The organism is Staphylococcus sp. HMSC34C02, from assembly GCF_001838705.1.
Classification (GTDB): domain Bacteria; phylum Bacillota; class Bacilli; order Staphylococcales; family Staphylococcaceae; genus Staphylococcus; species Staphylococcus borealis.
Map to the genome: position 1 here is coordinate 99,898 of NZ_KV838592.1, position 16,999 is coordinate 116,896.

The 16,999-nt window shown below is 33.4% G+C and carries 15 protein-coding genes; 9 read left to right on the forward strand and 6 right to left on the reverse strand.

Annotated features, from left to right (window positions below):
• Nucleotides 1-54: 54 nt before the first annotated feature.
• Together HMPREF3239_RS09185 and HMPREF3239_RS09190 are read right to left on the reverse strand one after the other, a co-directional pair.
• Nucleotides 55-1,395 carry an Nramp family divalent metal transporter gene (locus HMPREF3239_RS09185; RefSeq protein WP_016930727.1) on the reverse strand — a complete coding sequence of 447 codons (1,341 nt, stop codon included), beginning with the start codon at nucleotides 1,393-1,395 and terminating at the stop codon, nucleotides 55-57.
• Nucleotides 1,396-1,739: 344 nt separating this feature from the next.
• Entirely contained in the window at nucleotides 1,740-2,351 is a 612-nt protein-coding gene (locus HMPREF3239_RS09190; RefSeq protein ID WP_016930726.1) for a YktB family protein, read from the reverse strand.
• 177 nt (nucleotides 2,352-2,528) lie between these two features.
• On the opposite strand from HMPREF3239_RS09190, the gene HMPREF3239_RS09195 reads away from it, so the two are divergent.
• A complete protein-coding gene (locus HMPREF3239_RS09195; RefSeq protein WP_053029151.1) occupies nucleotides 2,529-3,344 on the forward strand; it encodes an inositol monophosphatase family protein in 816 nt (271 codons plus the stop codon).
• A gap of 72 nt (nucleotides 3,345-3,416) precedes the next feature.
• Here HMPREF3239_RS09195 and HMPREF3239_RS09200 read toward each other — a convergent pair whose 3' ends face one another.
• Nucleotides 3,417-3,608 carry a DUF5325 family protein gene (locus HMPREF3239_RS09200; RefSeq protein WP_053029152.1) on the reverse strand — a complete coding sequence of 64 codons (192 nt, stop codon included), beginning with the start codon at nucleotides 3,606-3,608 and terminating at the stop codon, nucleotides 3,417-3,419.
• A 97-nt stretch (nucleotides 3,609-3,705) separates the two neighbouring features.
• Here HMPREF3239_RS09200 and typA point away from each other — a divergent pair, with 97 nt between their 5' ends.
• On the forward strand, nucleotides 3,706-5,550 hold the full coding sequence (gene typA / locus HMPREF3239_RS09205) for a translational GTPase TypA (protein WP_016930724.1): 1,845 nt from the start codon (nucleotides 3,706-3,708) through the stop codon (nucleotides 5,548-5,550).
• A 248-nt stretch (nucleotides 5,551-5,798) separates the two neighbouring features.
• On the opposite strand, the gene HMPREF3239_RS09210 is transcribed toward typA, so the two are convergent.
• On the reverse strand, nucleotides 5,799-5,990 hold the full coding sequence (locus tag HMPREF3239_RS09210; protein WP_016930723.1) for a YlaI family protein: 192 nt from the start codon (nucleotides 5,988-5,990) through the stop codon (nucleotides 5,799-5,801).
• Nucleotide 5,991: 1 nt separating this feature from the next.
• Entirely contained in the window at nucleotides 5,992-6,477 is a 486-nt protein-coding gene (locus tag HMPREF3239_RS09215) for a hypothetical protein (protein ID WP_016930722.1), read from the reverse strand.
• Nucleotides 6,478-6,617: 140 nt separating this feature from the next.
• On the opposite strand from HMPREF3239_RS09215, the gene HMPREF3239_RS09220 reads away from it, so the two are divergent.
• From HMPREF3239_RS09220 to HMPREF3239_RS09230, 3 genes are all read left to right on the forward strand, one after another.
• Nucleotides 6,618-6,896 carry an Fpa/YlaN family protein gene (locus HMPREF3239_RS09220; protein ID WP_016930721.1) on the forward strand — a complete coding sequence of 93 codons (279 nt, stop codon included), beginning with the start codon at nucleotides 6,618-6,620 and terminating at the stop codon, nucleotides 6,894-6,896.
• Between the two features lie 318 nt (nucleotides 6,897-7,214).
• Nucleotides 7,215-8,441, forward strand: a complete 1,227-nt coding sequence (gene ftsW, locus HMPREF3239_RS09225; RefSeq protein ID WP_016930720.1) for a cell division peptidoglycan polymerase FtsW — start codon at nucleotides 7,215-7,217, stop codon at nucleotides 8,439-8,441.
• A gap of 348 nt (nucleotides 8,442-8,789) precedes the next feature.
• Entirely contained in the window at nucleotides 8,790-12,239 is a 3,450-nt protein-coding gene (locus HMPREF3239_RS09230) for a pyruvate carboxylase (RefSeq protein ID WP_070855410.1), read from the forward strand.
• Nucleotides 12,240-12,347: 108 nt separating this feature from the next.
• Here the strand turns inward: HMPREF3239_RS09230 and HMPREF3239_RS09235 are convergent, their stop codons facing one another.
• A complete protein-coding gene (locus tag HMPREF3239_RS09235; RefSeq protein ID WP_053029156.1) occupies nucleotides 12,348-13,262 on the reverse strand; it encodes a COX15/CtaA family protein in 915 nt (304 codons plus the stop codon).
• 235 nt (nucleotides 13,263-13,497) lie between these two features.
• On the opposite strand from HMPREF3239_RS09235, the gene cyoE reads away from it, so the two are divergent.
• From cyoE to HMPREF3239_RS09255, 4 genes are all read left to right on the forward strand, one after another.
• Complete coding sequence (gene cyoE / locus HMPREF3239_RS09240; RefSeq protein WP_053029157.1) at nucleotides 13,498-14,409, forward strand: heme o synthase; 912 nt, start codon at nucleotides 13,498-13,500, stop codon at nucleotides 14,407-14,409.
• A gap of 29 nt (nucleotides 14,410-14,438) precedes the next feature.
• Nucleotides 14,439-14,900 (forward strand): DUF420 domain-containing protein, encoded by a 462-nt coding sequence (locus tag HMPREF3239_RS09245; protein WP_053029158.1) that lies wholly within the window; start codon nucleotides 14,439-14,441, stop codon nucleotides 14,898-14,900.
• 295 nt (nucleotides 14,901-15,195) lie between these two features.
• On the forward strand, nucleotides 15,196-16,254 hold the full coding sequence (locus tag HMPREF3239_RS09250) for a CAP-associated domain-containing protein (protein WP_070855412.1): 1,059 nt from the start codon (nucleotides 15,196-15,198) through the stop codon (nucleotides 16,252-16,254).
• 25 nt (nucleotides 16,255-16,279) lie between these two features.
• Nucleotides 16,280-16,717 carry a YlbF/YmcA family competence regulator gene (locus HMPREF3239_RS09255; RefSeq protein WP_070855414.1) on the forward strand — a complete coding sequence of 146 codons (438 nt, stop codon included), beginning with the start codon at nucleotides 16,280-16,282 and terminating at the stop codon, nucleotides 16,715-16,717.
• The last annotated feature ends 282 nt before the right edge of the window (nucleotides 16,718-16,999 follow it).

Consider the following 16,999-nt stretch of genomic DNA (forward strand, 5'->3'; position numbering starts at 1 on the left):
AACGAATTTAAAAAGAATTCTGTCCCACTCCCTTATTCATTTTGCCGTTTAATTTTATAATTCTTTAAATGTTTCTATAATCAGATAAATATTAAGGAAGCTTAGTATAATGATTAAACTCCAAGCACATATATTTACCCATTTTTTATTTTGAAATGGTCCCATTAATGTTTTATTACTAGTGGCTAATTGTAACGGTATTAATGAGAAGGGTAATGCAATACTTAAGAAGACTTGAGAAAATACGAGCAATTGTTCCATTTTAGATTCGTTACCCCGAAAAATAATAAGACATACTAAAACAGGGATGACGGCTAAACTTCTTGTGATTAGTCGTCTCATCCAATTTGGAATGGATAATTTTAAGAAACCTTCCATCACTATTTGACCTGCAAGTGTACCAGTGATAGTTGAATTTTGACCAGAAGCTAACAATGCTACTGCGAATAAAGTGCTCATAATACTCCCCATCACAACACCTAAGACAGGTTGCGTTCTTAATGCGTGATATAAATCATAAAAGCCACCTAAATTATTCGAATTGACACCATAAAATAGGGCGGCGCCAAGAACGAGTAATAAACAGTTTACAATAAATGCGATACTTAATTGTATATTAGAATCAATCGTCGCGTATTTAATCGCTTGGGCTTTATCAGTAAGGCTGTGACGATTATATTTTCGTGATTGCACGATTGATGAATGCAAATATAAATTATGAGGCATAATCGTAGCGCCAATAATACCTAATGCAATATACAGAATATTATGATCAGTAATAATTTGATGATGAGGAATAAAGCCATTAAGTATTTCAATTGTATTCGGTGATGAGATGAAGACTTCAAATACAAAAATCATAAGTACAGTAAAAATTAATGTACCGACGATTGCTTCAATCTTACGAAAACCGAACTTCATTATAAAAAGTAACAAAAATACATCCAAAACTGTAATCAATGCGCCGATGATTAAAGGTATATCAAAAAGTAAATCTAAAGCGATAGCACTTCCAATTACTTCGGCAATATCAGTCGCAATGATTGCAAGCTCAGCGATAATCCAAAATATAATTGCAGTCGGTTTATTTAAATAATGACGTGTCATTTGTGCTAAATCTTTATCAGTTGCGATACCTAAGCGAACAGTCATACTTTGCAATAACATTGCTGACAAACTTGAAATCAAAATGATAAATAGTAAGGTATAACCAAATTGTGCGCCACCTTGCATTGATGTAATCCAATTTCCTGGATCCATATAGCCTACTGCTACAAGTAAGCCTGGACCTAGAAATGCTAAAAATTTTTGACTCGTACGTTGTGTACCATTAAATTCGATTGTGCTATTAATTTCATCTAAACTACGTTGTTCATTGTTGTCTTTTATACCCATGATAAAACTCCTTCAAACTATATGTTTTATAATAATCCAACTATATGTTTTATAATAATCCAACTTTATTTTTAAGTCAACCTAATAAATTTAAAGTAAAAAATTAAGGGAGTGGGTTAGAACGCTTATCACATTCGTCTTCCCACTCCCTAGTTACTTCGATTATTAAATTGCTTCATATAATGTTTTTTAGTTTCCGCCAGTACGGATGATGTATGTTGAGAAGAGCAATTATTTAAGCATCTTCTCAATTCAGTCAGCTACTGCGCCTGTACTACCTAGTTCACTTATTACATACGCTGATATCATAATGACAACAATTAAAATAGCGTTAAACTTTGAGTTTATTCATAGAATTTTAAAAATTCATCAAACGTTTCTTTTACGAAAGCTAAAAATGCCTTATCCGATTTTAATTCAGCATCATTAGGAGAGAGTGTACGTGCAACAAAAAATTCTCCCTTTTTAACATGTTTCACACGATCAATCGCTTGGTGTAATTCATCATCACTTAAATCTTTAATGTATGATTTTTCAGGTTTCATATGATCTAAACTTACTTGATAATCTTCAGGTAAATGTTTAAGCGTATCAAAGTGTTTATCAAATACTTTCACACGTTCAGCTTTATCTTTACCTTCATGCATAACGCCAAACATTAAAAATAAATGGTCTTTAAATAAACCAATTTGGAAATGAGGTAGCATTTTATATCCACGTTTATTAGGAGCAAAAGCAACCCACGTATCTACAGGTGGGTTTACACTTCTACGTGCATGTTTTGCAACATGAGCATAAAAAGTTTCTCCAGTTTGAGAGGTGAAATATTCACTAAAATAATCTCCTAATTGATGAAGTTGTGGGCGTACGTACTCATTTAATGCTTCCATTCGAGCATCTAAGCCTTCAACTTCAAACGCTTTGAAATCTTTAGGTTTAAATGTATATTGCGTCATTAGCGTTGCTCCTTTTCAGAAAATAATTTACCGTTATTGTAGCACAGAATGACTGAATCTATCCAAATGCTGAATTGAGATTATTTGCGTTTAAACTCATTATAATAAGGTATACAAAGATGTATAGATTATATTGACTAAAATTCTGTATAATAGGAAACAACAGGAGATGATGATATGTCACTATACGAATTTGCTCAAGGTTTGATATTAGAAGCGGGTAATAAAGTAAGATTTATGATGAAAGAAGAATTGAGTATTGAAACGAAGTCAAACCCAAATGATCTAGTTACGAATGTGGATAAAGCAACTGAGAATTATATTTATGATGCCATACTAAGAAATTATCCTGATCATCGTGTAATTGGTGAAGAAGGACATGGTCATAATATGGAAGACGTCAAAGGTGTAGTATGGGTTGTCGATCCAATTGACGGAACGCTCAATTTTGTTCACCAGCAAGAAGGCTTTGCGATATCAATAGGTATTTATCGTGATGGTAAGCCATATGCTGGATTAGTCTATGACGTGATGAAAGATGTCCTCTATCATGCGAAAGTGGGCGAAGGCGCATTTGAGAATAAACATGAATTAAAACCATTAAATGATACGCATTTAAAGCAAAGCTTAATAGGTATTAATCCCAATTGGATTACCAAACCTAAAATGGGGCCAATCTTTTCAGAAATTGTAAATCAAGCAAGAAGTTGTAGAGCATTTGGAAGTGCAGCTTTAGAAATTATAAGTGTTGCTAAGGGACAATTGGCTGCATATATTACGCCAAGGTTGCAACCTTGGGATTTTGCAGGTGGCTTAATTATTTTAAATGAAGTTGATGGCGTTGGAAGTAATTTATTAGGTGAACCACTGACAATAGAAAGTGCTAATTCTGTTCTAGTTGGAAATAAGACGACGCATAATGAAATTTTGGTTGATTATTTAAATCCGAATAACGCCGTTTTAACAGAATTGCATCAACGTTTCAAAAAATAAAAAATGTCTCGGTCAGTCAACTTTGAAAGATGTGCATCTTCCAAATGGTACTACCGAGACATTTTTATTATATTAAAGCCAGTCATTTTCACGATACTTCTTTTTAAGCGTGAAACCAGCGCCAAAAGTTGCAATGAAAAGTATAAATGTTAAAATCATCATTGGAATACTACCAGCACCAACGCTGAAACTAAAAAGCACTAAAAATATTACTGCTATAATTGATAGCAACCAAAATATACCTTTAGACTTAGGTTTTTCCATCCCATACCCCACCTTTTTGTTATCTTTTACTAATAATATGATATAATAAAAAAGTTGTAATTAAAAGTGGGAGTTTACTCGAGAAAGGAATTATAAAATGACTAATAGAAGAGAAGATGTACGTAATATTGCAATCATTGCGCACGTTGACCATGGTAAAACTACATTAGTAGATGAATTACTTAAACAATCTGGTATTTTCAGAGAGAACGAACATGTTGACGAAAGAGCAATGGACTCTAATGATTTAGAAAGAGAACGTGGTATTACAATTCTTGCTAAAAATACTGCGATTGATTATAAAGGTACAAGAATAAACATCTTAGATACACCTGGACATGCTGACTTTGGTGGCGAAGTAGAACGTATTATGAAAATGGTAGACGGTGTTGTACTTGTTGTCGATGCTTATGAAGGTACAATGCCTCAAACACGTTTTGTGCTTAAAAAAGCACTAGAACAAGACTTAAAACCTGTTGTGGTTGTAAATAAAATTGATAAACCATCAGCAAGACCTGAAGGCGTAGTGGATGAAGTATTAGATTTATTCATCGAGTTAGAAGCAAATGATGAACAATTAGATTTCCCAGTAGTATATGCATCTGCTGTTAATGGTACTGCTAGTCTTGATTCAGAAAAGCAAGATGAAAACATGCAGTCTTTATATGAAACAATTATTGATTATGTACCTGCACCAATCGACAATCATGATGAACCGTTACAATTCCAAGTCGCATTATTGGATTATAATGACTACGTAGGACGTATTGGTATCGGACGTGTATTCAGAGGTAAAATGCGCGTAGGTGACAACGTATCGCTTATTAAATTAGATGGTACTGTTAAGAATTTCCGTGTAACTAAAATCTTTGGTTACTTTGGCTTGAAACGTGAAGAAATCGAAGAAGCACAAGCGGGTGATTTAATTGCCGTTTCAGGAATGGAAGATATTAACGTCGGAGAAACAGTGACACCAACTGATCATCAAGAAGCATTACCTGTGTTACGTATTGATGAACCAACACTTGAAATGACATTCAAAGTAAATAATTCACCATTTGCTGGCCGTGAAGGTGACTATGTTACTGCACGTCAAATCCAAGAACGTTTAGATCAACAACTTGAAACAGACGTTTCATTAAAAGTAACACCAACTGACTCTCCAGATACATGGGTAGTTGCAGGACGTGGTGAATTACATTTATCTATCTTAATTGAGAATATGAGACGTGAAGGATTTGAACTTCAAGTATCTAAACCACAAGTTATTTTACGTGAAATTGATGGTGTTCTAAGTGAACCATTTGAACGCGTTCAATGTGAAGTACCTTCTGAAAATGCAGGATCAGTCATTGAATCTCTAGGTGCACGTAAAGGTGAAATGTTAGATATGTCAACAACTGATAATGGGTTAACACGACTTATCTTTATGGTACCAGCACGTGGTATGATTGGTTATACAACTGAATTTATGTCTATGACACGTGGATATGGTATTATTAACCATACTTTCGAAGAATTTAGACCTCGTGTTAAAGCACAAATTGGTGGTCGTCGTAATGGTGCATTAATTTCTATGGACCAAGGCCAAGCCACAGCATATGCGATCATCAACTTAGAAGATCGTGGTGTAAACTTCATGGAACCAGGTACTGAAGTATATGAAGGTATGATTGTTGGTGAACATAACCGTGAAAATGATTTAACAGTAAACATTACTAAAGCAAAACATCAAACAAACGTACGTTCAGCTACTAAAGACCAAACACAAACAATGAACCGTCCAAGAATTCTTACACTTGAAGAAGCGTTAGAATATATTAATGATGATGAATTAGTTGAAGTAACGCCTCAAAGTATTCGTCTAAGAAAGAAAATTTTAAATAAATCATTACGTGAAAAAGAAGCTAAACGTGTGAAACAAATGATGCAAGAAGAATAAGCATCGTTGAAATCTAAAGTATAATTTAGAGTACTTTATGCAAAAACCAGTAAATGTGTGCTAAGCATCATTTACTGGTTTTTTAGTTTGTGTATTTTACAGGATGACTAGAACTGAGAAAAGCTTGATTTAAGCGCCTTTTCAGTTCAGTCAGCTACTGCGAATTTGCTAAGTAGCATGATTATATTATTTATGTCCCAGACTGATTTGTTTTGAGAAATAAAAGTTTTTTAATCAATTATAGATAATTACAATCCATCATTTGGATTAAAGTTTACTGTGTGGTGTGTATTCAGACGTTGCTTTGGTCTATCTAGGCGACTTTTACAATCATCACACATAAATGTTCTGATTGGATTATTGCGAAGTCGTTTGGCTTCAACCGTATGTTCATCAATTAAAACCTTCGTATCACAAATTATACATTGTACTTCACGCAAATTAGATCACCTCTATATGCGTAACATATTTAAATTCATACGTGTAATCTTTCTCATCTGGGTTATAAACAAAGCTATCTACAGCGTTATCATCATACATTCGTTTACCGTCTTTCGCAAATTGGAAGAACAGATAAGGTAACAAGTCAATTGGCACTTCAATGGCATCATTTTCATTAAATAATTTAATTGCAGTCGCATTGTCTTGTGGTTCTGCATTTTTGAAGAAAGGTGTCATATTGATAGCGAAAGAATCTTCTAATACAGAACGTTTACGATATTTTATCTCTGAATTTAAAGTTGGCGGATTCGTTTGTCCTTCAAGAATGGCTCTGTTCCATTCACGATTATCTTCAAATTTAATAGGTTTCGTTCCTTCAAACACACCGCTTTCAATATCTTCGATCTTTACTTTTCTATCATCGAATATCCAAGTTGTACTATCTAAAGTGATAGGGAACTTGACTAAGCCTTTGATTTGAATCATTTTTTGCCCACTCCCTAATTTCGTTCTAGTCATTATTTTATCACAATTAAATTCATGTATTCACTGAATAAACTTGCTTTTTAAAAAGTAGTAAGATAAACTTTTGATATGAAGATATTTAATGATAGGGGGAGTATGTGATGCCGAAGCAAACGAAAATGAGTAACGTGGCTTATGAGCAATTAAATCAAGATGCTGATAGAATCTTACATTTAATTAAAGTTCAAATGGATAATTTAACTTTACCTTCGTGCCCGTTATATGAAGAAGTTCTCGACACACAAATGTTTGGTTTACAAAAAGAAGTTGACTTTGCGGTTAAACTTGGTTTAGTCAATAAAGAAGACGGCAAAAATTTAATGCTACGTTTAGAAAAAGAATTATCTAAACTTCATGAAGCATTTACTAATGTAAAATAACTATCGATTAAATATATAAGTGAATTTTAATGATTTGCTTTTTCATTTATAAATTGAGTTAATTGTAATATTTACTACATATAAATTATCTCACCATAGTGACTGAAATATTATGTTTATAATATTTTCAGTCATTTTATGTTTTAAGCGCTTTTTCAAATTGAAGACTGAAATTGTAAGTTAATTAGATGCATCTCTAATCAGTTTATATTTGTTAAATAATGTGCACAAAGTATATAATAGTTTAGACAGAAATTATGTTTAAACGTAATAGTATTGACCATAGTTTTAAAAATCTAGAATTGGATGATCATTTTTATGAGTAATTTAAAAAATATATTTCGATACATAGGTAGAACTGCTAAGTTCATCGATTATCCATTATTAATTACATACGTTATTTTGTGTCTCTTTGGTTTGATTATGGTATATAGTGCAAGTATGGTTGCAGCAACTAAAGGGACGCTAACAGGTGGACTTGAAGTATCTGGTACGTATTTCTACAATAGACAGCTTATATACGTTATTATGAGTTTTATTGTCGTATTCTTTATCGCTTTTATGCTGAATATTAAAATATTACAAAAAGCGAAAACACAGAAGTGGATCATGATAATCATCTTCGTGTTACTATTTTTAACACTTATCGTAGGTAAAAATATTAACGGTTCTAAGAGTTGGATAAATCTTGGATTTATGAACTTACAAGCATCAGAATTGTTGAAAATTGCATTCATATTATATATTTCTTATGTGATCAGTCGAAAATTACCACAAGTAAGAGAGAAGATTAAAGTTATCGCTGCACCACTTGTGTTGATCGTTGTATGTCTATTTTTAGTATTGTTACAAGGTGATATTGGACAGACATTGCTCATCATGATAATCATTGTATCTATGTTTATTTTTGCTGGCATAGGTGTTCAGAAAATAGTCAAAGGACCCGTCTTACTTATCGTTGGTAGTTTCGTTGGTATTGCTTTACTCTTTGTAGCAAGCGGTATGATGCCACACTATTTGAAAGCCCGTTTTAGTACCCTAATGAACCCATTCAGTTCTGAAGCTGGTACAGGTTACCATTTGACCAATTCATTAATGGCAATAGGTAATGGTGGTTTATTTGGACGCGGATTAGGTAATGGTATTATGAAACTTGGCTATTTGCCAGAGGCACATACTGACTTTATTTTCGCAGTCATTTGTGAAGAACTTGGTTTAGTAGGTGGATTATTTGTAATTTGCTTATTATTCTTTATCGTTTATCGCGCTTTCGTATTAGCTACTAAAACGCCATCTTATTTTTATAAATTAATTTGTGTAGGTGTTGCAAGTTATATCGGAAGTCAGACGTTTGTTAATTTAGGTGGTATTTCAGCAACTATCCCATTAACAGGTGTTCCATTACCATTTATAAGTTTTGGAGGTTCATCAATGTTAAGTTTAAGTATCGCAATGGGTCTATTATTGCTAGTTGCCAAACAAATTAAAATGGACGAAAAACGATCACAAAAAGCTAAAAAACAAAAAATTGGTTTAACTAGATAAAGATAATAATATAAACGATACCTTTACATGAACATATAATTAGAGTTCATGTAAAGGTTTTTTACATTTTTATGAAAATTATTATAAAACGTCGATGTCGGTGGAGTATTATCTATTAAAGTGATAATATAAAGTTATGACTAATGATAATTTTTCCTGATGATACTCTGAGCATGCGTTTTAGAAAAGGGTATATATGCAATACTTATTTTCAAGCATTATTAGTACTTTACTATTTTTTTATAACTCACATTTCATAAATAAAGATAGCTTTATTATTTGAGTTAGTATAAAATTTTATTATCTAATTAGTTAGAATATTCGAACTTTAAAAGGGGAGTGCCTTTTTTGAAAAATATAAAAAAATTATTAGTAGCAAACCGTGGCGAAATTGCAATCAGAATATTTAGGGCAGCAACAGAATTAAATATTAAAACCGTGGCAATTTATTCGAACGAAGATAAAAATGCTTTACATAGATATAAAGCTGACGAATCTTATTTAGTGGGCAAAGATTTGGGCCCAGCTGAGAGTTATTTGAACATTGAACGTATCATCGATGTGGCGAAACGAGCTGGTGTGGATGCAATTCATCCTGGTTATGGCTTCTTAAGTGAGAATGAACAATTTGCACATCGTTGTGAAGAAGAAGGTATTAAATTTATTGGTCCACACTTAGAGCATTTGGATATGTTTGGGGATAAAGTTAAAGCGAGAACGACTGCGATTAAAGCTAACTTACCAGTCATTCCTGGTACTGATGGACCAATTGAGAGTTTCGAAGCGGCCAAAGCATTTGCTAAAGATGCTGGTTTTCCTTTAATGATTAAAGCCACTAGTGGTGGCGGTGGTAAAGGGATGCGTATTGTTCGTGAAGAAAGAGAATTGGAGGATGCGTTTCACCGTGCCAAATCTGAAGCGGAAAAATCTTTTGGGAACAGTGACGTTTATATTGAAAGATACATAGACAATCCGAAACATATAGAAGTACAAATTATTGGTGATGAATATGGTAATATTGTGCATTTGTATGAACGTGATTGTTCGGTACAACGTCGTCATCAGAAAGTTGTAGAAGTAGCCCCTTCAGTAGGATTATCTCATGATTTAAGAGAACGAATTTGTGATGCGGCACTACAATTGATGAATAATATCAAATATGTGAATGCGGGTACTGTAGAATTCTTAGTATCAGGCGACGAGTTCTTCTTTATCGAAGTTAATCCTCGTGTACAAGTAGAACACACAATAACTGAGATGATTACAGGTATAGATATTGTTAAAACTCAAATTCTAGTTGCTGATGGTGCTAGTTTGTTTGATGAACGTATTTCTATGCCTCAACAAGAAGACATTCAATCATTAGGTTATGCCATTCAATGTCGTATTACGACTGAGGACCCAACCAATGATTTTATGCCAGATTCAGGTACAATTATCGCGTACCGTTCAAGTGGCGGCTTTGGTGTACGATTAGATGCAGGTGATGGTTTCCAAGGTGCAGAGATATCTCCGTATTACGACTCATTGCTAGTTAAATTATCGACACACGCGGTTACGTTTAAACAAGCTGAAGAAAAGATGGAACGTTCACTTCGCGAGATGCGTATCCGTGGTGTGAAAACGAATATTCCGTTTCTAATTAATGTGATGCGAAATGATCAATTCCGCAGTGGAGATTATACAACTAAATTTATTGAACAAACGCCTGAATTATTTAATATTGCACCTACACTTGACCGTGGTACTAAAACGCTTGAATATATCGGTAATGTCACAATTAATGGTTTCCCAAATGTTGAAAAGAGACCTAAACCTGATTATGAATCAACAACGATACCTCAAGTGTCTCACAGAAAAATTAATTCATTGAATGGTACAAAGCAGTTACTTGATAACGAAGGACCAAGAGCAGTTGCGAATTGGGTTCGTGAACAAAAAGATGTATTGGTAACTGATACTACATTTCGTGATGCACATCAATCGCTTTTAGCAACACGTGTACGTACTAAAGATATGATGAATATTGCCTCTAAAACAGCTGAAGTATTTAAAGATAGTTTCTCTTTAGAAATGTGGGGAGGCGCAACATTTGATGTCGCATATAACTTTTTAAAGGAAAATCCATGGGAACGACTTGAAAGATTACGTAAAGCCATTCCAAATATTTTGTTCCAAATGTTATTACGCGCTTCAAATGCAGTCGGTTATAAAAACTATGCCGATAATGTAATTGAAAAGTTTGTAAAAGAAAGTGCAAATGCAGGCGTAGATGTCTTTCGAATTTTCGATTCATTAAACTGGGTAGACCAAATGAAAGTAGCAAATGAAGCGGTTCAAAAGGCAGGTAAAATTTCTGAAGGCGCAATTTGCTATACGGGAGATATCTTAAATCCTGAACGTTCAAATGTATTTACACTTGAATATTATGTTAATTTAGCTAAAGAATTAGAACGTGAAGGATTCCATATCTTAGCAATTAAAGATATGGCTGGATTATTAAAACCTAAAGCAGCTTATGAACTTATCGGCGAATTAAAATCAGCGATAAACTTACCAATACATTTACACACTCATGATACGAGTGGAAATGGCCTGCTTATCTATAAAGAAGCGATAGATGCAGGTGTTGATATCATAGATACTGCTGTTGCATCTATGAGTGGTTTGACAAGTCAACCTAGTGCTAATTCACTTTATTATGGACTGAATGGCTTTAATCGTCATTTAAGCGCAGATATTGAAGGCTTAGAAGAACTCAGTCATTATTGGAGTACTGTGCGCCCTTACTATAGTGACTTTGAAAGTGACATTAAATCTCCTAATACTGAAATTTATCAACATGAAATGCCTGGGGGACAATATTCAAATTTAAGTCAACAAGCTAAAAGTTTAGGCTTAGGTGAACGTTTCCACGAGGTCAAAGATATGTATCGTCGTGTGAATTTCTTATTTGGAGATATTGTGAAAGTGACACCATCATCTAAAGTTGTAGGTGATATGGCACTTTATATGGTTCAAAATGATTTGGATGAAGAAACAGTAATCAATGAAGGACATAAGTTAGATTTCCCTGAATCTGTTGTATCTTATTTCAAAGGTGACATCGGTCAACCGGTCAATGGTTTTAATAAAGAGCTCCAAGCGGTCATCCTTAAAGGCCAACAACCATTAACAGAACGTCCAGGTGAATATTTAGCCCCTGTAAATTTTGATGATATAAGACAAGAACTTGAAGCAAAAGCTTATGGTGAAGTGACTGAACAAGATGTTATCAGTTATGTATTGTATCCAAAAGTATTTGATCAATATATTCAAACGAAACAACAATATGGTGATTTATCGTTATTAGATACACCAACGTTCTTCTTCGGTATGCGTAATGGTGAAACAGTTGAAATCGAAATAGATACGGGTAAACGCTTGATCATTAAACTTGAAACGATTAGTGAGCCAGATGAAAATGGTTATAGAACGATTTATTATGTGATGAATGGACAAGCGCGTCGTATTTCGATTAAAGATGAAAATATTAAAACAAATACGAACTTAAAACCTAAAGCAGATAAATCAAACCCTAGTCATATCGGTGCTCAAATGCCAGGTTCGGTTACTGAGGTAAAAGTTGCAGTTGGCGATGAAGTAAAAGTTAATCAACCACTACTAATTACAGAAGCGATGAAGATGGAAACGACAATTCAGGCACCGTTCAATGGTACAATCAAACAAGTAACCGTTGTTAGTGGTGATGCAATTGCCACAGGGGATCTACTGATCGAGATTGAAAAAGCAGATTAAATTAAATAGTTGTTTGAAAATAAGACATTTTGACGTTAGAAAACAATTCAATAAATATAAAAAGGAGATGTGATAACACGGTTCACATCTCCTTTTTAATTTGATAGGTTATTTGTTATTTTCACTTCTAATGGTACGTAGCATTAACATAATGAAGTAGGCAATCATACCAAATAATAGTGTGATAAATAATGCATGTAAAAGTGCAATGAATAAATTGACGTTCGTCATTACAGATAAAGCACCAGTAATGACTTGCAATATGATAAGAATAAACGCAGTCGTATATCCATATCGTATCGTTCTATTCTCAGAATAATTCTTAACTGCGTGAATAAATGTGATCATAATCCATATAAATGTAATAAATGCCATGCCACGATGCGCAAATTGAACCCAATCTTGTTCAGTATGTGGAATAATATCATGGAAAGGTAATGGCCAACCACCATAAGCTAAACTTGCCTTTGCATGTCTAACTAACGCACCAGTATAAATGGTTACATACACAATTCCTGTCATGATCCATGTTAATCTTCTTAAAGGCTTTCTGATATATAATTCATCGGCTTCATATTTCTTATCAACTTCAAATATGATCAGCATTAGAACGAATACTGAAGAGAAACTAATCAAAGATATGCCGAAATGCAGCGCTAATACATATGAATTTTGTTGCCAAATAACAGCTGCTGCACCAATTAATGCTTGAACAAGTAAAAATGCGATACTAATAATAGCTAATGGCTTTACTTCTTTAATATAGCCGATATGTTTCCATGCAGTAATAGCTAACCACAGTACAACAATTAATGAGATACCTGAGACAGCGCGATGACTTAATTCAATAATAGTGTCTATTGGTAAATTGTCAGGGAGTAATGCACCGTGACATAAAGGCCAAGATGATCCACATCCATCTTCTGAGCCAGTCTTAGTAACTAATGCACCACCAAGTTGTACAAATGCCATTATGATAGTTGCTAATACAGATAACCATTTAAGGTTTCGTTTATTAAACAATGTTATACACCCCATCATTAATTAAGTGCATCTTCTAAATACAATTGATTACGCTTAATTAATGTCTATTTTATTGAAATTATATTATTAAAATAATTATACAACAATAAGAACTAACAAAAAATTAGTGTAGTAGAATGTCGCTAAAGTGTCACAATTAAATTTGATATAAACTAGTCAATTTTTAGTAATTACTATATCATAGTATTATATGGAAAATTTAAGGAGGGGGATCATGAGCAAAGAGCAAACTTTGTCACAACCATCGAGCCGTGTATCGTTTAAAGAGTTACAACAGATTATCAAGATGGGATTGGTCCAAGGTAACTTAATTCCTGCATTTGCAGGCGCTTGGTTAGCAGTTGTGATGACCAATCATTCCTTCCTATCGTCAATACCTCAAATTCTATTAATGTTGATTGGTTCAACATTAATTATGGGTGGTGCTTGTGCATTAAACAATTATTATGATCAGGACATTGATCGTATAATGCCAAGTAAACAAAATAGACCAACAGTTAATGATAGAATTTCAGATAAAAATTTATTATTTTTAAGTTTTGGTATGATGTTAGTAGGAGAAGCTTGTTTATTCTTATTAAATGTACCATCAGGCGTACTAGGACTTATCGGCATCGTAGGTTATGTGTCTTATTATTCAATTTGGTCTAAAAGACATACAACTTGGAATACAGTAGTAGGAAGTTTTCCAGGTGCAGTACCACCATTAATTGGATGGGTTGCAATTGATGGAAATATAAGTCTCGTTGCAATTGCATTATTTTTAGTTGTTTTTTGTTGGCAACCAATTCACTTTTATGCTTTAGCAATTAAACGCAGTGATGAATATGCATTAGCTAATATTCCTATGTTACCATCTGTTAAAGGATTTAAACGTACTAGAGTAAGTATGTTTATATGGTTAATATTTTTACTTCCATTACCATTCCTATTATCAAGTCTTGGAACAACATTTGTAGTATTAGGAACATTGCTCAATTTAGGTTGGCTTTATATAGGTTTAACGTCATTTAAGAGAAATACAGACCAAACTAAATGGGCAACAAAAATGTTTATATACTCTCTAAATTATTTAGTAGTATTTTTCGTTTTAGTTGTTGTTATCTCACTTATAAAAATGATTTAAAATATACAAATTAAATAAGGATGAAACATATGAATTTACCAATTCTACCAACGATTAGTACAAGTTGTATTGTGATAAGTGCTATTTTTGTTGCCATTGGTTGGTGGCAAATTTGGCATAAAGATATAGATAAGCACAAGAAAACAATGTTATGGGCAGCAATTTTTGCATTAACTTTCTTTATTATCTATGCATCAAGAACGATATTTATAGGTAATACAGATTTTGGGGGACCAGATTCAGTTAGAACGTATTATAAGATATTTTTAATATTCCACATTAATTTAGCTACAATTGGTGGCGTTCTTGGGTTAGTTCAAATCATTACAGCATTCAAAGATAAGTTTAATTGGCATAGAAAAGCAGGACCAATTGCATCAATTATTTGGTTCTTTACAGCGATTACTGGTGTAGCAGTTTACTTACTACTATATGTATTTTACCCAGGTGGAGAAACAACGTCATTGATTAAAGCTACATTAGGCCTATAATCAATTCATATCACTATAAGCAGACAACATAATTTGTGGTGACTACTTAGCAATGTCGTAGCAGTATACTGTAAGAGAAAGCACTTTAAAGTAGCGCTTCTTTATACTGGACATACTTGCGGGAGTGGGGCAATGAATTCAAAAAGAATTCTACCCTGCTCCCTTTTTTAATATGATAATGTTAATGACAAAAAGAAAACGGGGTATGCCACAAGTGTCATCTTAAGTAGGATATCTTGATTAATAAATTAGTTATTTTGTACAATAGATATAATTCAAAATAGGTGGGTGAAAGATGGCAAAATTAGTTATTAAAGTTTTAGGTGTAATATTTTTAGTTTTATTTCTTATTTATTTATTTTACTCACCAAGACTTAAATTTGATGTATTAGAGAACCCAAATAAAACCGTGTCAACCAATCATTCAGATCAAACACCTAAGATGCATAATACCACTGAAAATCCCGCACCTAAGGAAGGGGTAGGTACATGGATTGGAAAAGATATAGATACGCTAACTGATAAATTTGGCCAAGCAAGTCGTACATATCCGTTTAGAGGCCATTATATGAACTATGTCTTTAAAAAAGATAATCAATATTATATCGTTTCAACTAAAAAACATAAAATAAAGTCAGTTTATGCTACAGGTAATAAAGCAAATGTTGCACCTTTAAAGATTAACGAGAGTGCGTCACGTATCTTTGAAAATACAAGTATTAATCCCGATCCTTCAATTAAAGTGGATGGTCAACGATATAATTTTGAACTATCTGATGAAGATATCAAGACACAAACATTAATAAAATATGGGAATGTGTATGCACAAGTGTATGTTGATCAACAATCTAATCAAATTATGGGCATTCGCTTTCTAGATAAAGAGGCACTAGCATTTCTTAAACCGTATCCTTTAGCTAATGAGACTGAAGAAGATGATAAAGGAGACAATTTTGATAATGCTCAGAAAGATAAACTGCCTTATGAACAAAACCCGAACCAATTAATGACGCTATACGAAATTACTAATGAGATGAGAGAGCTAAAAAACATTAAACCGTTAAAAGTTAACTCGGATATTGCGCATATTGCATCAGTAAATTTATACGAAGCAACTGGTTCTAATGATGTTGAGTTTACAGAGGATGCGTTAAAAAGCCAACTAAGTAATGAGAATATTTCATTTACTACGACAAGTCAAAATGTTGGGTATGATTTTGATGATGTACCAACATTAATTCATAGTTGGATGAATTCTGATATGCACCGTTCTAGAATGTTAAATACTAAATATGAAGAAATGGGTGGAGAAGTCATGAAAGATTACTATTCACTTATTTTCTTAGAAAAATAATCTAATTTAGAAAGGAGACTATGCATTGTATACAGAAGAAACAATGTCAATTCTTGATGACATCGAAGGTCTTTCGGATATGATTGTTCAATCAGAACTGTTTCATGATTTTCGGGAAGCTCAAGAGAGATTGAATCAAGATGATGAAGCACATCTCATGTATCAAGCCTTCTTGAAATCTAAAGTTGCTTATGATGAGGTAATGCGATTTGGAAAATATCACCCCGATTATCAAAAAGTCATGTTAGAAACAAGACGACGTAAAAGAGCTTATGAAATGTTGCCTGTGGTTATGGATTATAAATCTAAAGAAGTATCACTACAGAATTTAATAGATGAAGTAGTAAGCAAGATTGCACTGTCAGTTTCGCAAAATGTAAAAATAGAAGCGGGAAATCCATTCTTTAAGACCGGTCATGATGGTTGTGCAACGGGTGGCACATGCAATTGTAGTTTGAAATAAAAGATGAGGCTGGGACATAAATAATATAAATATGCTATTGTGCAATTTCGCAGTAGCTGACTGAACTGAGAAGGCGCTTAAATCGAGCTTTTCTCAGTTCTAGTCATCCTTGCGGGCGGGGCCCCAACAAAGAGAATTTCATCAAGAAATTCTACAAGCTAAGCAAGCTGGGAGTCGGGGCCCCAAAAAAGAGAATTTCATTAAGAAATTCTACAAGCAAAGCAAGCTGGGAGCGGACTACGAATTCAAAAGAATTCTGTCCACTCCCATTTACATTATCTT

What these genes read in the sequence shown, in the direction of transcription:
- HMPREF3239_RS09185 (WP_016930727.1), bottom strand. Translation starts at nt 1,395, where the DNA reads ATGGGTATAAAAGACAACAATGAACAACGTAGTTTAGATGAAATTAAT.
- HMPREF3239_RS09190 (WP_016930726.1), bottom strand. Translation starts at nt 2,351, where the DNA reads ATGACGCAATATACATTTAAACCTAAAGATTTCAAAGCGTTTGAAGTT.
- HMPREF3239_RS09195 (WP_053029151.1), top strand. Translation starts at nt 2,529, where the DNA reads ATGTCACTATACGAATTTGCTCAAGGTTTGATATTAGAAGCGGGTAAT.
- HMPREF3239_RS09200 (WP_053029152.1), bottom strand. Translation starts at nt 3,608, where the DNA reads ATGGAAAAACCTAAGTCTAAAGGTATATTTTGGTTGCTATCAATTATA.
- typA (WP_016930724.1), top strand. Translation starts at nt 3,706, where the DNA reads ATGACTAATAGAAGAGAAGATGTACGTAATATTGCAATCATTGCGCAC.
- HMPREF3239_RS09215 (WP_016930722.1), bottom strand. Translation starts at nt 6,477, where the DNA reads ATGATTCAAATCAAAGGCTTAGTCAAGTTCCCTATCACTTTAGATAGT.
- HMPREF3239_RS09220 (WP_016930721.1), top strand. Translation starts at nt 6,618, where the DNA reads ATGCCGAAGCAAACGAAAATGAGTAACGTGGCTTATGAGCAATTAAAT.
- ftsW (WP_016930720.1), top strand. Translation starts at nt 7,215, where the DNA reads ATGAGTAATTTAAAAAATATATTTCGATACATAGGTAGAACTGCTAAG.
- cyoE (WP_053029157.1), top strand. Translation starts at nt 13,498, where the DNA reads ATGAGCAAAGAGCAAACTTTGTCACAACCATCGAGCCGTGTATCGTTT.
- HMPREF3239_RS09245 (WP_053029158.1), top strand. Translation starts at nt 14,439, where the DNA reads ATGAATTTACCAATTCTACCAACGATTAGTACAAGTTGTATTGTGATA.
- HMPREF3239_RS09250 (WP_070855412.1), top strand. Translation starts at nt 15,196, where the DNA reads ATGGCAAAATTAGTTATTAAAGTTTTAGGTGTAATATTTTTAGTTTTA.